Source organism: Nonomuraea sp. LP-02 (assembly GCF_036289125.1).
Taxonomy (GTDB): Bacteria; Actinomycetota; Actinomycetes; order Streptosporangiales; family Streptosporangiaceae; genus Nonomuraea; species Nonomuraea bangladeshensis.
The window spans coordinates 4,982,786-4,998,577 of record NZ_JAXCLK010000001.1 but is presented as its reverse complement, the minus strand read 5'-3'; the positions used below and the strand labels follow the sequence as shown (position 1 = coordinate 4,998,577).

Sequence of the window (15,792 nt, the reverse complement as noted above, 5' to 3'; positions counted from 1 at the left end):
CTGGACCGCATGCCCGATACGAAGGAACAGAAGGAACAGATGAAGGCGCTCGTCCGGCGGCTGGACGCGGTGGACGACCGGCCCGGGGCCGCCGCGCTGCGCGCCCGGTCGTACGAGCTGCTGGAGCTGCCGGCCGGGGCGGCCGTGGTGGACGTCGGCTGCGGCGCGGGGCGCGCGGTGGCGGAGCTGGCCGGGCGCGGCGCGCGGCCGGTCGGCGTGGACGTCAGCGCGGAGATGCTCGCCGTGGCCCGCCACCGGTGGCCGGAGGGCGACTTCCGGCTCGGCGACGCCTGCGCGCTGCCGCTGGCGGACGGCTCGGTGGCGGGATACCGCGCCGACAAGGTCTTCCACGAGCTGGCCGAGCCGGCGCGGGCGCTGGCGGAGGCGCGGCGGGTGCTCGCGCCGGGCGGCCGGGCCGTGCTGATCGGCCAGGACTGGGACACCTTCGTCATCGACTCCGACGACCCGGCGCTCACCCGGCGGCTGGTGCACGCCCGCGCCGACCTGGTGACCGCGCCCCGGGCCGCCCGGCGGCAGCGCAACCTGCTGCTCGACGCCGGGTTCGCGGACGTTCGCGCGGAGGTGCGTACGGAGGTGTTCACGGACGCGGCGATGCTGCCGGTGCTGGCCGGGCTCGCGGCGGCGGCCCGCACGGCCGGGGCACTCGACGCCGACCAGGAGGCGGCGTGGGTGGCCGAGCAGCGCCGGCGCGCGGAGACGGGCCGGCTGTTCCTGGCACTGCCGCTCTTCGTCGCCTCAGGGGTGCGCCGCTAGGAGCTCCGCGAAGCGCCCGACGTCCACGTTGCCGCCGGAGGCGATCACGCCGATGCGCCGCGGCGGCTCACCGCCCAGCCGCCCACCCAGCCGCCCCGCCAGCAGCGCGGCGAGCGGCGTCGCGCCGCTCGGCTCGACGACCGTCTTCAACCGCTCGAACGCCATCCGCATCGCCTGCCGGATCTCGTCGTCGGAGACCAGGACGACCTCGTCCACCAGTCGCTTGTTGATGGAGAACGTCAGCTCGCCGGGGATCTCGGCCGCCATCCCGTCGGCGATCGTACGCGGGATCGGGATCGACACGCGCTCGCCCGCGGCCAGCGAGCGCTTGGTGTCGTCGCCCGCCTCGGGCTCCACGCCGATCACCCGGATGCCGGGCAGCAGCCCCTTGGCCGCCGTCGCGCTGCCCGCGATCAGGCCGCCGCCGCCGATGGGGACGACCAGCGCGTCCAGCTCGCCGGCCTCCTCGATCAGCTCCAGGGTCGCGGTGCCCTGACCGGCGATGACGTGCGGGTGCTCGTACGGCGGGATGAGCGTCAGCCCGCGCTCGGCGGCCAGCGCCTCCCCGATCGCCACCCGGTCGCCGGTGTAGCGGTCGTAGGTGACGATCTCCGCGCCGTAGCCGGCGGTGGCCTCGCGCTTGAGCAGCGGGGTGTCCTCCGGCATGACGATCACCGCGCTGCTGCCCAGCTCGCGCGCGGCCAGGGCGACGGCCTGGGCGTGGTTGCCCGAGGAGTAGGTGGCGATGCCCCGCGCGAGCTGCTCCGGCGTCAGCCGCGAGATCGCGTTGTACGCGCCGCGGAACTTGAACGCCCCGACCCGCTGGAGGTTCTCGCACTTGACGAAGACCTCGGCCCCGGCCAGCGCGTCGAGCGTGCGGGAGCGCAGCACGGGCGTGCGGTGCGCGACGCCCTTGAGCCGGGCCGCGGCGTCGCGGACGTCGTCGAGGGTGACCGGGAGTGCGTCGGGCATCAGTGCTGCTCCTCAGAAGGGGAACCCCACGATAGCGGGAGGTCAGCCGGTGGTCTCCTCGGCGAGGGTGCCGCAGCGGAAGCCCGGCTCGCGGTCGGGGTCGAGCTGCAGGTTGCCGAGGTTCGTGGTCGACATCGAGCGGCGGAAGGTCTCCTGCTTGTCGCAGTCGTAGAACACGTAGGTGTTCTCCTTCTCGCCGAGCAGCATCATCCAGCGGCCGTCGTAGAGCGGCTTGTCGGTGGCGGCGTCACGCAGCACCGCCCACTGGTCCTGGAAGCCGACGTAGCCCAGCAGGTCGTTGGCCTGGCCGGTCTCCTGCACCTCGATCGCGCCCTTGACCAGGCTGAGGATCAGTACGAAGCCCAGCCCGAGCCCGGTCAGCGCGGCCACCAGCACCGTCATCCCCGCGCGGCCCACCGGCTTGCGGCGCAGCAGCCGGAACGGCACCAGGAAGGCGAGCACGCCGAGCCCCACCGCGACGGCCACCATGAGGCCCAGCGTCAGGTCGGCGACCAGGTTGAACAGCCCCCAGTACGTCGCCCCCGACCACAGCGCGGCCAGCGCGGCGACGATCCACGGGCGCTCGCGCAGCCGCCCGAGCAGCCGGCCCGCCGCGCCCCGCGTGATCCTGTCGATGAGCCAGCCGAGCCCGACCAGGACGCCGATGGCCGGGATGAGCGCCAGCAGGAGCAGGATGAGCGTCCCCATGAGGCGGCCCAGCAGGACGGACTGGTCGATGCCGGCCTGCTGCGGGTTGATGCCGAAGACCCAGTAGACCTGCTCGATGCCGAGGTACAGCACGGCGTACAGCGCGACGCCGACCGGCACCACCACGGCGCCGATGCGCTCCAGGACGGTGAGGACACCGCCGCCGTCCTCCTGCTCCGGCTGCTCCGGTGCGGTGTCGGGCGTGGGCGGCTCCGGAGGCACGCCGAGAAGGCTCGTGGAGGGGGAATGCATGGGGGGTGTCCCTTTCGAATCGGGCGGACGTCCGCGACGCCGCGCCGATGCTACAGCGGACAAGTTCCGAAATATTGAATTTTCAGCCATATGGAAGACCGCGTGTTAGGTTCCCTTCCGGACGTTCCCCTTCCGGATCAGCAGCGGAGGCCCCATGGAGCCCGGCGCGAGCCCCACGGCGCGGGCCCTGATGACGCTCGACCTGCTCCAGAGCCACCCCGGCATCACGGCCGACCGGCTGGCCGACAGGCTCGGCGTCTCCGAGCGCGCCGCCCGCCGCTACATCGGCATCCTGCGCGAGGCCGGCATCCCCGTCGAGGCGGTCCGCGGCCCGTACGGCGGCTACCGGCTCGGGCGCGGGCTGCGGCTGCCGCCTCTGACGTTCACCGCGGCCGAGGCCCTGGGCCTGGTCATGGCGGTGCTCGACGGCCACCACGACGCGGGCGACCCGTCCGACCCGGTCGGCAGCGCGCTCGGCAAGATCATGCGGGCGCTGCCCGAGCCGGTGGCCGCCCAGGCCGAGGCGGTCCGGCGGACCACGGCGCCCGTGCCCGACCGCGGAGCGGCCCGGCCGGACCCGGGCATCACGGCCGCCCTCGTCCAGGCGTGCTCGGCCCGCCGACGGGCGCGGCTCGGCTACCGTTCCGAGGCGGGCAACGAGCGGATGATCGAGGTGGATCCGTGGGCGGTCGTCGTCCGCCACGGCCGCTGGTATCTGCTGTGCTGGTCCCACACCTCCGCCGCCCGCCGCGCCTACCGGGTCGACCGGGTCGGCGACGTGTGCGTCCTCGACGTCCCCTTCGAGCCGCCCGCCGGGCTCGACCCGGCCGCCGTCCTGGAGGAGCACCTGGCCGTCGGCTGGGACCACGAGGTCGAGGTCGTCGTCGAGGCCCCCGCCGAGCGGGTGGCGCGCTGGCTCTCCCGCGTCATGGGCCGCCCCGAACCGCTCGACGCCGGCACCACCCGCCTGGTGGGCAGCACGAACAACCCGGCCTGGTACGCCGAGGAGCTGGCCAGGCTGCCGGTGGCGTACCGGATCGTGAGATGTCCGGATCTGGTGCGGGCGGCGCGGACCCTGGGGGAGCGGCTGCTCGCCGCGAGCGCCGGACCGGCGGACCCGAGCTGACGGCGCTACTGCAGCGCGGCGATGGCCAGGTCGCGGCTGTCGTAGAAGGAGAGCAGCCGGTCCAGGCCCATGATCTTGAAGACGTGGGCGATGTCGTGCTCCAGCCCGGCCAGCGCGAGCCGGGCCCCGGCGTCCTGGGCCCGCTGGTGCGCCACCACGAGCACGGAGATGCCCGTGGAGTCGCAGAACGGCAGCGCAGACAGGTCGATCACCAGCCCGTCACCGGGCGCGAGCGCGACCTGGTCGAGAGCCGCCTGAAGCCGTGGCGAGGTGTGGTGGTCGAGGTCGCCGGCGACGACCAGCACATGGATGCGAGCCGAATGCGGTTGGTAGGTGACGGTCAGACCGGGATCCTGCTGCACCGAGGCTCCTGAGAGAGGGATGGGTCCTCGCGCCTGGGGAAGTGGGGCACGAGCCATGGGGTGATCTGCCCTATTCTACGTACTGGTGAGCGGGCGTCTGACCTGCCCGGCCACGAACGAAAGGGTCTCGTGTGGCACGCGACGACACTGAGCGCGGCCCGGTGCCGGCCGCTGGTGCCGGGATCTTCACCGTGGACGACGAGATCGGCCGCGACCTCGCCGTGGTGGACTGGCGCGCCACCCCGCTCGGCCCCCCGGAGGAGTGGCCGCAGAGCCTCCAGACCGCGGTGAGCATCCTGCTGTCGTCCCGCTTCTCCATGTGGATGGCGTGGGGGCCGGAGCTCACGTTCTTCTGCAACGCCGCCTACCGCCGCGACACCCTCGGCAGGAAATACCCGTGGGCGCTCGGCCGCCCCGCCAGCGAGGTGTGGGCGGAGATCTGGGGCGACATCGGCCCCCGCATCCACACCGTGCTGGACACCGGCCGGGCCACCTGGGACGAGGCGCTGCTGCTGTTCCTGGAGCGGGCCGGCTATCCCGAGGAGACCTACCACACCTTCTCCTACAGCCCGCTGCGCGACGACGACGGCGCGGTGGTCGGCATGCTCTGCGTGGTCAGCGAGGAGACCGACCGGGTCATCGGCGAGCGGCGCATGGCGACCCTGCGCGACCTCGGCTCCGACCCCAGCGTGGTGCGCACCGAGAAGGAGATGCTGGCCTTCGCCTGCCGCCAGCTCGGGCAGAACCCGCAGGACCTCCCCTTCACCATCACCTACCTGTTCGACGGCGACGGCAGCGCACGGCTGGCCGAGGCGACCGGCATCCCGGCCGGGCACCCGGCCGCCCCCGCCGTCCTGCCCGCCGGCGACCCCGGCCCCGTGTGGCCGCTCGCCGCGCCGGCCCGGGGCGAGTCCCAGCTGGTGGCGCTCGACGGCGCGCCGTTCACCGGCCTGCCGAGCGGGCACTGGAGCGACCCGCCCACGCAGGCGCTCGTGGTGCCGCTGCTCCAGCAGGGCGGCGCGCCGTACGGGTTCCTGGTGGCCGCGCTCAACCGGTACCGGCCGCTGGACGACGGCTACCGCGGCTTCGTCGAGCTGGCCGCCGGCCACGTCGCGGCCGGCATCTCCTCCGCCCGCAGCTACCAGGCCCAGCAGCGGCGGGCCGAGGAGCTGGCCGAGCTGGACCGGGCGAAGACCGTCTTCTTCTCCAACATCAGCCACGAGTTCCGCACCCCGCTCACCCTGATCATGGGACCGGTGCAGGAGCTGCGCGGCGCGCTCGCCGACGCCGCCCCGCAGGTCCGCCAGGACCTCGAGGTCATCCACCGCAACGGGCTGCGCCTCGGCAAGCTCGTCAACACGCTGCTCGACTTCTCCCGGCTCGAAGCCGGCCGCATGCAGGCCCGCTACGAGCCGGTGGACCTCGCGGCCGTCACCGCCGAGCTGGCCAGCGTCTTCCGCTCCGCGATCGACAAGGCCGGGCTGGAGTTCGTGGTCGACTGCCCCCCGCTCGCCGCGCCGGTCCACCTCGACCGGAGCATGTGGGAGAAGGTCGTGCTCAACCTGCTGAGCAACGCGCTGAAGTTCACCTTCGAGGGCTCGGTCGGCATCGGCGTGCGCGAGCACGACGGGCACGCGGTGGTGACGGTCACCGACACCGGCATCGGCATCCCGGCCGAGGAGCTGCCGCGACTGTTCGAGCGGTTCCACCGGATCGAGAGCGCCCGCTCGCGCTCCCACGAGGGCAGCGGCATCGGGCTGGCGCTGGTGCAGGAGCTGGTCGGCCTGCACGGCGGCACCGTCGCCGCCGAGAGCACCGAGGACGAGGGCACGACTTTCACCGTCCGGCTGCCCTTCGGCGTCGCGCACCTGCCTCCCGACAGCATCATCGCGCCAGGGGCGGCCGAGACGGTCACGGCCGGCGCCGACCCGTACGTCCAGGAGGCCCTACGCTGGCTCCCCGAGGACGACGGCGCCGGCCGGCCGGCGGCCGAGGTCCCCGCCGGAGCCGGCGTGGCCGCGCCGGACGGCGGCCCGGCGCCCCGGGTGCTGATCGCCGACGACAACAGCGACATGCGCGAATACCTCGTCCGGCTGCTCAGGGGCGCCGGCTACCAGGTCACCGCCGTCGGCGACGGGATGGAGGCCCTGGACGCCGTCCGCGCGGACGCGCCCGACCTCGTGGTCAGCGACGTCATGATGCCGCGCCTCGACGGCCTGGCCCTGGTCTCGGCCCTGCGGTCCGACCCGCGCACCACCGGCGTGCCGGTGCTGCTGCTGTCGGCCCGCGCCGGGCAGGAGGACTCGATCGAGGGCCTGGAGGCGGGCGCCGACGACTACCTGGTCAAGCCGTTCTCCGCCGCCGAGCTGCTGGCGCGGGCGCGGGCCAACGTGGAGCTGGCGCGGATGCGCAACCACCACACCCGGTGGCGCAGCGCCATGATCGACTCGTTGCAGGAGGGGTTCTTCGTCACCGACGAGACCGGCGCGGTGATCGAGGTCAACTCGGCCTTCACCGACATCCTCGGCTACGGGCCCGAGGACCTGCCGTACACCCCCGAGCACCCCTGGTGGCCGGACGCGGGCGCGGATCCGCAGGCACACGCGCTGGTCGCCGAGGCGTTCGAGCGCATGATGCGCGAGGGCAGGGGCAGCGTCGTCGTCCCCGTCACCCACCGGGACGGGCACCACGTGTGGATCACGGTCACCTTCAACGCGGTCACCGACCCCGACACCGGCCGCCGCCGCGTCGTGGGCACCGTGCGCGACGTCACCGCCGAGCACTACCTCGTGCAGCGCGAGAGCGCGCTCGCCGCGCTCAGCATGCGCGTCTCCCAGGCCGGCAGCCTGACCGACGCCCTGGCCGGCGGGCTGGAGGCGTTGCAGGAGGTGTGGCGGGCCCGGCAGGTGCTCGCCGCGGTGTGGAACGACGGCCGGCCGCGCGGCCTGGTCCGCGCCCCCGCGGGCGGCGACTGGCCGGACCTGCCGGAGGAGCTGCGGGAGAAGCTGGCGGCGCTGCGCGAGCAGCCGCCACTCCGCCCGGTCGCGCCCGGCGCGGACGGCGCCGGCATCACCCTGGAGCACCCCGAGGGCCTGCTCACCGTCTGGGTGGACCTGGGCCAGAACCGGCCCTTCACCGGCGAGGACCAGACCCTGCTGGCGCTGCTCGCCGGTCACCTCGGCCAGGGCCTGCACCGGGTGCATCAGCTCGACCAGCAGCGCGAGGCGGCCGTGGCGCTCCAGCGGGCCATCCTGGGCCCGTCCGAGCTGCCCGACGGCTTCGCCGTCCGCTACGAGCCGGCCGGCCGTCCCCTGGAGGTCGGCGGCGACTGGTACGACATCGTGCCGCTGACCGAAGCGCGCATCGGGATCGTGGTCGGCGACTGCGTGGGGCGCGGGCTGGAGGCCGCCGCCGTCATGGGGCAGCTGCGCAGCGCCTGCCGGGCCCTGCTGCTCCAGGACGCCGGGCCCGCGCAGGTGTTCACCGCGCTCGACCGGTTCGCCGCGCTCATCCCCGGCGCCAAGTGCACCACCGCCTTCTGCGGCGTGCTCGACACCGTCACCGGCGACCTCGTCTACTCCAGCGCCGGCCACCCGCCCGGCATCCTCGCCCACGCCGACGGCAGTACCGAGCTCCTGCAGGGCGGCCGGTCGGCCCCGCTCGCCGTGCCGACGGGCAAGGCGCGGCCGGAGGCGAGGTGCACCATGCCGCCCCGGTCCACGCTGCTCGTCTACACAGACGGGCTGGTCGAGCGGCGCCGGCGTCCGCTGACGGTCGGCATCGACGAGGCCAGCGCGGCCGTACAGGCGGGGCGGGCCATCCCCATCGAGACGCTCGCGAGCGAGGTCATGGCCAGTCTCACCCCTGACGGGGGCTTCAGCGACGACGTCGCGCTGCTCCTCTACCGCCAGCCCGCCCCGCTGGAGGTCGCCTTCCCCGCCGAGTCCAGCCAGCTCGCCCCCGTACGCGCGGCGCTCCGCGACTGGCTGAGCCGCTGCCAGCTCGCCCCCGCGCAGCTGCAGAACGTGCTCGTGGCAGCGGGCGAGGCGTGCGCCAACGCCATCGAGCACGGGCACCGCGACACGCCTGGCCGGACGATCCGCCTGCGGGCGGTCGCCACCGGAAGCGGCCTGCACCTCACCGTCACCGACACGGGCCGCTGGAAGATCCCCGAACCCGAGGCCAATCCGCACCGCGGACGGGGCGTCGCGCTCATGCGCGCCCTGATGAACGAGGTCACCATCCAGCCCGGCGCCGCCGGGACCATTGTCGACCTGCAGACGAGGATCTCCCGATGACCGCACCTCTCACCGTGGTCGCCTCGCAGCGGCCGGACGGCACCCTGGTCCTCGCCTGCGTGGGCGAGATCGACATGAGCAACGCCGGCGCGCTGGAGGAGGCGCTGGCGGGCGCCGACGGCGACGGCACGGTGCTGGTCGACCTGAGCGCGGTCGAATATCTGGACAGCGCGGGCCTGACCGTGCTGTTCTCCCACGTCGAACGCATCCGGCTGGTCGCCAACCCGCTGCTCGAACCCGTACTGACGATCTCGGGGCTCGCCGACCTCACCACCGTCGAGGGCCTCACCGACGACGGCCGGTAGCGGCGGTGCTCCTAGACTTGATCATTGCCGGGAGTAAAAGGGGGAAGATGGCAGCCAATGAGAGGCCTGACCCGCCGGCCGACGTGCTCGACCAGGCGGCGGCCGTGTTCGGGCTGCTGTCGTCGCCGTCCCGGCTGCACATCGTGTGGGCGCTGGCGCAGGGCGAGTGCGACGTGACCGGGCTGGCCGAACGGGTGGGCGGCGCGCTGCCCGCGGTCAGCCAGCACCTGGCCAAGCTCAAGCTGGCGGGCCTGGTACGGTCGCGGCGCGAGGGCCGCAGGGTGGTCTACCTCATCGACGACCAGGACATCGTGACCACGGTGCAGGGCCTGGTCGGCCGGCTCGCCGAGCGGCGGGGCCCCGGGGAGCGCGCCCGTGGCCTGGGCGCCTGAGGCGGCCGACACCCCGCTCCGGGTCCTGAGGCGGCTGGAGACCGGTCCGCGCGGTCTCGTGACCACCGACGCCGAGGCCCGGCTGCTCGACCACGGCGAGAACGTCGTCCCGTCCCGGCAGCCCCCCACCTTGCCGCGCCGGCTGCTCCGCAGCGTGCGCGACCCGTTCACGCTGGTGCTGCTGGGGCTGGGGCTGGTCAGCGCGCTCATCGCGTCCTGGGCGACGGCGGGCGTCATCGTCCTCCTGGTCGCGGTGAGCTGCCTGCTGCGCTCCAACGGCGAGCACCGCGCCGACCGCTCGACCGCCGCGCTGCGCAGGCTGGTCGCCACCACCACGACCGTACGGCGGCGCGCGACGAAGGACGCCGAGCCGGAGGAACGGGAGATCCCGGCCGACCAGCTCGTGCCCGGCGACGTGATCAAGCTGGGCCCCGGCGACCTGGTGCCCGCCGACGCGCGGCTGCTGCGGGCCAACGGCCTGACCGTGCACCAGGCGCAGCTCACCGGGGAGTCGGCGCCGGTGGCCAAGCGGGCGCTCGACCTGCCGGACGGCGACGAGCACCTGCTGTGGCAGGGGAGCAGCGTGGCCTCGGGCAGCGCGCTCGCCGTGGTGACCGCCACGGGAGCCGCCACCCGCTTCGCCGGCGCCTACGCCGGCCCCCCGCCCGGAGCGCGGTCCGGATCGCGGATCTCCCGCCGCCGGGGCGCGCGGCGGACGTCGGATTTCGACCGGTCCGTGTACGGGCTCTCCTGGGTCCTGGTCCGGGGCATGCTGGTCATCCCGCCGGTCGCCCTGGTCGCCAACGCGGTGCTGCGCGGCAAAGGGCTGGAGGCGCTGCCGTTCGCGGTGGCCGTGGCGGTCGGGCTGACGCCCGAGATGCTGCCCGTCGTGGTGACCACCGTGCTGGCCAGGGGGGCGGCGCTGCTGGCGCGGCGCGGCGTGATCGTCAAACGGCTGTCCGCGCTGCCCGACGTGGGCGCGATCGACGTCCTGTGCATGGACAAGACCGGCACGCTCACCCGCGACCGCCCGGTGCTGAGCGGGTCCGTCGGACCCGGCGGGCGGCCCGACCCCGAGCCGCTGCGCTGGGCGGCCGTCAACGGCCTGGTGACGCTGCACCTCGCCGACCCGCCCGCCCCTGACCCGCTCGACGAGGCCATCCTCGCCGGCGCACCCGACCTGGGCGAGGTCGAGGGCCTGGACGCGGTGCCGTTCGATCCGCTGACCCGGGTGTCCCGCGCGCTCGTACGCGACGGCGAGGACGTCGTCGTGGTGGTCAAGGGCGCCGTCGAGGCGGTGCTGGAGCGGTGCGCCATAGGTGAGCGCGAGCGGCGGCGCGCGAACGCCACCGCCGCGGCCCTGGCGCGGTCCGGCGCGCGCGTGCTGGCCGTTGCCCGCGGGGCGGCATCCGCTCAGGGGGGCCTGGACGCCGTGGTCCGCGGGGTCGCGTCCGCCCCGGCCGGCCTGGACGAGGCCGGTGAGCGCGGCCTCACCCTCGTCGGCTTCGTCACCCTGGCCGACGAGCCCTCCCCGGACGCCGCGGCCGCGATCGCGGTGCTGGCCCGCCGCGGCGTCAAGGTCAAGATCCTGACCGGCGACCACCCGGGCACGGCGGCCAGGATCTGCCGCGAGCTGGGCCTGGAGGCGGGCGAGGTGGCCGACGCGGCCGGCCTCACCGCCGCCGGGGCCGAACGGGCCACGGTGATCGCCCGCTGCACGCCCGAGCAGAAGGCCCGCGTGGTACGCGCGCTGCGCGCCGCCGGGCACACGGTCGGCTTCCTCGGCGACGGCGTCAACGACCTGCCCGCCATGCGCGCCGCCGACGTCGGCATCTGCCCGCGCGCCGCCGTGGACGTCACCCGCGAGGCCGCCGACATCGTGCTGGCCGGCAAGGACCTGTCGGCCATCGGCCAGGCGGTCGCCGTGGGCCGGCGCAGCAGCGGCAACATCGTCACCTACCTGCGCATCGCCCTGTCCTCGAACCTGGGCAACGTGATCGCCATGCTGGTCGCCGGGCTGGCGCTGCCGTTCCTGCCGATGCTGCCGGTCCAGGTGCTCGCCCAGAACCTCTGCTTCGACGCCGCGCAGCTCGCCCTCGCCTTCGAGCGGCCCGGCCCGGCTGTGCTGCGCCGCCCGTTCCGGCTGCGGCGGCAGGCCGTGCTCCGCTTCATCGCGGGGTTCGGCCTGGTGAACGCGGGCGTCGACCTGGTCACGTTCGCGGTGCTGACCCGCGTGCACGGCACGCAGGACGAGTCGGCCTTCCACACCGGCTGGCTGGTCGAGAACGTGCTCACCCAGGCCGCCATCATGCTGCTCCTGCGTCCCGTCGCGCGGGTGTCGCGCCCGCTCGGCCTGGCCACGGGCGCGCTCGCGGCGGCCGGCCTGCTGCTGCCGCTCTCGCCGCTCGCGCCGGCGCTGGGGCTGGTCGCGCTGCCCGTCACAAGCCTGCTGTGGCTGCTGCTGGTGCTGGCGCTGTACGCCGGAGTGCTGGTGGCGCTGACTGTCCGTACGAGACGCAAGCCGTGATACTTGCGTTCCGCCCTCCACAAGGAACTGGACGACCTCGGCCTCTGAGCGCGTACGCCCTGCGGAGTACGCGCCCCGGGCGCCCGACGTGGTGATCGCCGTCCCCTAGGGGCGGGCCCCTGAGGCCCAGGGCGGTAGACCCTGACCCCGCCGTACCCGCGGCGGCGTAGCACGAGTGCCGCCCGAGGCCGGATGTCCGGCGCCTCCCGATTCAGGAGTCTTGAGCACGACGGAAACGACTTCTTCGACAGGGAGCGCGATATGACCGCCGCCATCGAAAGCATGGTCTCCAAGCTGGCCGCCTGGCTGAGCCGGCACAGCATCGACATCCTGCGGATCAGTCTCGGACTGGTCTTCGTGGCCTTCGGGACGCTCAAGTTCTTCCCGGGGGTGAGCCCGGCTGAGGCGCTGTCGGTGGCCACGCTGGAGCGGCTGTCCATGGGCCTGCTGTCGGGGTACGCCGCGCAGGCCGTGATCGCCGGGCTGGAGGTCTTCATCGGCCTCACGCTGGTGACGGGCCGGCTGCTGAAGACCGGGCTGGTGGTGATGGCCGGTGCGCTGGCCGGGTTCTTCGCCCCGTACGTGCTGTTCTTCACCGACCTGTTCCCCGGTGCGCCCACGCTGGAGGCGCAGTACATCTTCAAGGACATCGTCCTCGCCGCCGCGGCCCTGGTGATCGGCGCCCGCGCCCTCGGCGCCCGCCTGGTCCCCGCCCGCGCCGCGGTGTGAGCCCCGGGTTCTCGCGAGGTCAGGCCACTTCCGTATGCTCCCCCGCATGACCGCCCGCGCCACCCGTGACACCGGACTCACCCTGCGCGAGCTGCTCGCCTTCGACGAGGGCGGCATCCTGCGGCTGCTGCTCGCGCCCTCCGGGCAGGACGTGGCCATCACCGGGATGATCATCGGTGAGGAGGGGGCGGCCCGCTCGTACGAGGGGCGGATCGTGCTGGCGGTGGGGGTGCTGCCGTCGGTGAACGACTTCGTCCGCGAGGCCGCGGAGCGCGGGGCCGCCGCGGTCGTCCTGCGAGACGACCCCAGCCTCGACGACCCGGACCCCGAAGACGCGCCGGCGGGGGCCGGGGTGTCCGTGGTCGCGGTCGCGGAGCGCGCAGGGGTCGCGCTGCTCGCCCGCGCCGCGTGGGCCGACTGGGACGACGTGGCCACCCTGGTGCGCTCGGCCGCCGCCTACGCCGGGGCCGGGCGGGGGGACCGGATGGCCGACGTCACCGCCGGCGGCGGGCTGGCGGCGCTGGCGTCGGCGGTGGCCGAGTTCACCGGCGGGTCGATCACCATCGAGGACACCGCGTTCCGGGTGCTGGCCTACTCCGCCATCGGGCCCGAGGCCGACGAGCTGCGCCGCTCCACCATCCTCGGCGGCCGGGTGCCGGACTGGCGGGTGGAGGAGCTGCGGCGCAGCGGGCTGCTGCGTACGTTGTGGTCCTCCGACGAGGTGATCCACCGGCCCGCCGACGGCTCCAGCCCGGAACGGCTCATCATCGCCATCCGCAGCGGGCGGGAGATGCTCGGCTCCATCTGGGCCGCCGCGGACGCCGGCCGCCCGTTCACCGAGGGCGCGGCGCGGGCGCTGCGCCGGGCGGCCGAGGTGGCGGTGCCGTACCTGGTGCAGCACCGGCTGCGGGAGAGCGGCGCGCGGCGGCGCGAGGAGCACGCGCTGCGCGGGCTGCTGGCCGGGCGCGGGGACATGAGCACCCACGCCTGGACCCTCGGCCTCGCCCCGGACCTGCCCTGCGCGGTCGTCATCGCCGACCTGGACGCCCCTGGCGACCTCGGCCATCCCGCCTCCACCACCCCTCCCTCCGCCCCGCCGGCGTCGGCTGCGCCGCCGGCCAATCGGTCCGCTGCCCCGTCGGCGGCGCCGTCCGTTGTCGCGGTTGGGCAGCGGGAGGCGGTTGTGGAGCGGACGATGGGGCTGCTGGCCGTGCAGGCCGTCTCCTACCGGGCCGGGATCCGGGTGTTGCGGGACGGCGGGCGGGTGATGGCGCTGGTGCCGGTACGTCGGGGCGCCGAGCGGGACGTGCTCGCCCTGGCCCGCGAGCTGGACACCCTGGCCGCCTCGCTGGGAGGCGCGGCCCAGGGCGTGGGGCCGGTGTGGGTGGGGGCGGGCCCGGTCGTGCCGTCCCCGCTGCGCGCCGCCGACTCCCGCGCCGACGCCGAGCTGGTCGTCCGGGTGCTGCGCGAGCGGGCGGCCGGGGAGGGGCGGGGGACGCGGCGGCATGCGTCGGCGGCCGAGCTGGGAGCGGCCCTGGACGTGCAGCGGGTGCTGGACGCGGTCCGCCCGGTCTGGGAGCGGGGCAGCGGCCCGGTGTACGACCTGGTACGGGCCGACCTCGCGGCGGGCGGCGAGCTGGTGCGCTCGCTCGCCGCGTACCTGGACGCCTCCTGCGACGTCGGCCGCGCGGCCAAGCGGCTGGTCCTGCACCCCAACACCTTGCGCTACCGGCTGCGCCGCGTCCGCGACCGGTACGGCGTGGACCTGGACGACCCGGACACCCGCCTCATGCTCACCCTCGCGGTCCGCCTGGCCACCCGCCCGCGCTGATCCCTTTGGCCGGATGGACAGAACGGCCCGTGACCTTTGGCCTGCCGGACGAAGACGATCGACCTCCGCATGCCCGAATCTGTTTTCGTTCCCATCCGAAAGCCACGCACCCCCCGTGTACGCCCAGGAGCCCCGTACCGTGATCCACGGCAGCCTCACGCTCTCCCCCTCCCGCACCACCGCCGACCGGGTGGCCGACGTCGTCCGGCACGCGGTCAGGACCGGCGCCGTCGGCCCGGCCCAGCCGGTGGCCGGTTTCGTCGACGTCGAGGGGGTGCGCGACTCGGTCGCCACCCTGCGCGAGGCGTTCGCCCCCGCGCCCCGGGTGCTGCACACGTTCGCCGCCAAGGCCGCGTCCCTGATCCCGGTCCTGCGGCTGCTCGCCGAGCAGGGCATGGGCTGCGAGGTCGCGAGCCCGGGCGAGCTGCGCCTCGCGCTCGACGCCGGGTTCGCGCCGGGCGACATCGTCCTCGACTCGCCCGCCAAGACGCGCGCGGAGCTGGCCGAGGCGCTGGCGCTCGGGGTGGCGGTCAACGCCGACAACCTCGACGAGCTGCGCCGCATCGACGAGCTGCGCGGGCCCGGGTCCGCGTCGGTCGTCGGGCTGCGGGTGAACCCGCAGGTGGGCGGCGGCTCGATCGGCGCGATGAGCACGGCGACGGCCACGTCCAAGTTCGGGGTGACGCTGCGCGACCCCGGCAACCGCGAGCGCGTGGTGCGCGCCTTCGCCGAGCGTCCCTGGCTGACCCGCCTGCACGCGCACGTCGGCTCCCAGGGCTGCCCGCTGGAGCTCATCGCGGCGGGCATCGCCGAGACGTACGCGCTGGCCGAGGAGATCAACGCCGTCCTGGGCGAGCGCCGGATCACCAGCCTCGACATCGGCGGCGGCCTGCCGGTGAACTTCGCCGACGACGAGACCACCCCCACCTTCGCCGAGTACGTGGCCGCGCTCCAGGCCGCCGTCCCCGGGATCCTCGACGGCCGGTACGCGCTGGTCACCGAGTTCGGCCGCTCCCTCCTGGCCAAGAACGGCTTCATCGCCGCCCTGGTCGAGTACACGAAGGACGCGGGCGGGCGGCGGATCGCGATCACGCACGCGGGCGCGCAGGTCGCGACCCGCACGGTGTTCATGCCGGAGGCGTGGCCGCTGCGGGTGGCCGCGTTCGACGCCGACGGGCTGCCGAAGGACGGCCCGCTCCTGGCGCAGGACGTGGCCGGGCCGTGCTGCTTCGCCGGGGACGTGGTCGCGCACGCCAGGGAGCTGCCGGAGCTGGCGGAGGGCGACGTCGTCGTGCTGCGCGACACCGGGGCCTACTACTTCTCGACGCCGTGGGCGTACAACAGCCTGCCGTACCCGGGGGTGCACGGCTTCACGGTCGGGGACGGCGGTGAGGTGCGCCTGGCCACCGTACGGCCCGCGCAGACCCTCGACGAGATCGCGGCGACCAGCGGCCTGGCGTACGCGGGCGCGCTGGGCGGCCTGCTGGAACCGGCCGATCCCGCATTTACATGATTA

12 protein-coding genes are annotated in these 15,792 nt (G+C 74.7%); 9 read left to right on the top strand and 3 right to left on the bottom strand.

Going from position 1 to position 15,792, the window contains the following annotated elements:
- Positions 1–9: 9 nt before the first annotated feature.
- Positions 10–774 carry a methyltransferase domain-containing protein gene (locus SMD20_RS23130; RefSeq protein ID WP_329584448.1) on the top strand — a complete coding sequence of 255 codons (765 nt, stop codon included), beginning with the start codon at positions 10–12 and terminating at the stop codon, positions 772–774.
- Here SMD20_RS23130 and SMD20_RS23125 read toward each other — a convergent pair.
- Positions 757–1,746: a threo-3-hydroxy-L-aspartate ammonia-lyase gene (locus SMD20_RS23125; protein ID WP_329584446.1), complete on the bottom strand. Its 990-nt coding sequence runs from the start codon at positions 1,744–1,746 to the stop codon at positions 757–759. The two genes, SMD20_RS23130 and SMD20_RS23125, sit on opposite strands and share 18 nt — an antisense overlap.
- Positions 1,747–1,788: 42 nt before the next feature.
- Positions 1,789–2,706 carry a hypothetical protein gene (locus SMD20_RS23120; RefSeq protein ID WP_329584444.1) on the bottom strand — a complete coding sequence of 306 codons (918 nt, stop codon included), beginning with the start codon at positions 2,704–2,706 and terminating at the stop codon, positions 1,789–1,791.
- 154 nt (positions 2,707–2,860) lie between these two features.
- Here SMD20_RS23120 and SMD20_RS23115 point away from each other — a divergent pair, with 154 nt between their 5' ends.
- The gene (locus SMD20_RS23115) at positions 2,861–3,832 is read left to right on the top strand and encodes a helix-turn-helix transcriptional regulator (protein WP_329584443.1); all 972 of its coding nucleotides are present in this window, start codon (positions 2,861–2,863) and stop codon (positions 3,830–3,832) included.
- A 5-nt stretch (positions 3,833–3,837) separates the two neighbouring features.
- Here the strand turns inward: SMD20_RS23115 and SMD20_RS23110 are convergent, their stop codons facing one another.
- Positions 3,838–4,194 carry an STAS domain-containing protein gene (locus SMD20_RS23110; RefSeq protein WP_329584441.1) on the bottom strand — a complete coding sequence of 119 codons (357 nt, stop codon included), beginning with the start codon at positions 4,192–4,194 and terminating at the stop codon, positions 3,838–3,840.
- Between the two features lie 131 nt (positions 4,195–4,325).
- On the opposite strand from SMD20_RS23110, the gene SMD20_RS23105 reads away from it, so the two are divergent.
- The 7 genes from SMD20_RS23105 to SMD20_RS23075 all read left to right on the top strand — a co-directional run bounded on the left by SMD20_RS23105 (position 4,326) and on the right by SMD20_RS23075 (position 15,789).
- Positions 4,326–8,492, top strand: coding sequence for a SpoIIE family protein phosphatase (locus tag SMD20_RS23105; protein ID WP_329584439.1), 4,167 nt, complete (start codon positions 4,326–4,328; stop codon positions 8,490–8,492).
- Entirely contained in the window at positions 8,489–8,797 is a 309-nt protein-coding gene (locus SMD20_RS23100; RefSeq protein ID WP_329584437.1) for an STAS domain-containing protein, read from the top strand. Before SMD20_RS23105 ends, SMD20_RS23100 begins: the two co-directional genes overlap by 4 nt.
- 47 nt (positions 8,798–8,844) lie before the next feature.
- Positions 8,845–9,189 carry an ArsR/SmtB family transcription factor gene (locus SMD20_RS23095; RefSeq protein WP_329584435.1) on the top strand — a complete coding sequence of 115 codons (345 nt, stop codon included), beginning with the start codon at positions 8,845–8,847 and terminating at the stop codon, positions 9,187–9,189.
- A complete protein-coding gene (locus SMD20_RS23090) occupies positions 9,173–11,716 on the top strand; it encodes an HAD-IC family P-type ATPase (protein WP_329584433.1) in 2,544 nt (847 codons plus the stop codon). The genes SMD20_RS23095 and SMD20_RS23090 overlap by 17 nt, the downstream gene beginning before the upstream one ends.
- A gap of 261 nt (positions 11,717–11,977) precedes the next feature.
- Complete coding sequence (locus SMD20_RS23085) at positions 11,978–12,445, top strand: DoxX family protein (protein ID WP_329584431.1); 468 nt, start codon at positions 11,978–11,980, stop codon at positions 12,443–12,445.
- 46 nt (positions 12,446–12,491) lie between these two features.
- Positions 12,492–14,276 (top strand): helix-turn-helix domain-containing protein, encoded by a 1,785-nt coding sequence (locus tag SMD20_RS23080; RefSeq protein WP_329584429.1) that lies wholly within the window; start codon positions 12,492–12,494, stop codon positions 14,274–14,276.
- A gap of 139 nt (positions 14,277–14,415) precedes the next feature.
- Positions 14,416–15,789 carry a diaminopimelate decarboxylase gene (locus tag SMD20_RS23075; RefSeq protein ID WP_329584427.1) on the top strand — a complete coding sequence of 458 codons (1,374 nt, stop codon included), beginning with the start codon at positions 14,416–14,418 and terminating at the stop codon, positions 15,787–15,789.
- Positions 15,790–15,792 lie beyond the last annotated feature (3 nt).

What these genes read in the sequence shown, in the direction of transcription:
- SMD20_RS23130 (WP_329584448.1), top strand. Translation starts at nt 10, where the DNA reads ATGCCCGATACGAAGGAACAGAAGGAACAGATGAAGGCGCTCGTCCGG.
- SMD20_RS23125 (WP_329584446.1), bottom strand. Translation starts at nt 1,746, where the DNA reads ATGCCCGACGCACTCCCGGTCACCCTCGACGACGTCCGCGACGCCGCG.
- SMD20_RS23120 (WP_329584444.1), bottom strand. Translation starts at nt 2,706, where the DNA reads ATGCATTCCCCCTCCACGAGCCTTCTCGGCGTGCCTCCGGAGCCGCCC.
- SMD20_RS23115 (WP_329584443.1), top strand. Translation starts at nt 2,861, where the DNA reads ATGGAGCCCGGCGCGAGCCCCACGGCGCGGGCCCTGATGACGCTCGAC.
- SMD20_RS23100 (WP_329584437.1), top strand. Translation starts at nt 8,489, where the DNA reads ATGACCGCACCTCTCACCGTGGTCGCCTCGCAGCGGCCGGACGGCACC.
- SMD20_RS23095 (WP_329584435.1), top strand. Translation starts at nt 8,845, where the DNA reads ATGGCAGCCAATGAGAGGCCTGACCCGCCGGCCGACGTGCTCGACCAG.
- SMD20_RS23085 (WP_329584431.1), top strand. Translation starts at nt 11,978, where the DNA reads ATGACCGCCGCCATCGAAAGCATGGTCTCCAAGCTGGCCGCCTGGCTG.
- SMD20_RS23080 (WP_329584429.1), top strand. Translation starts at nt 12,492, where the DNA reads ATGACCGCCCGCGCCACCCGTGACACCGGACTCACCCTGCGCGAGCTG.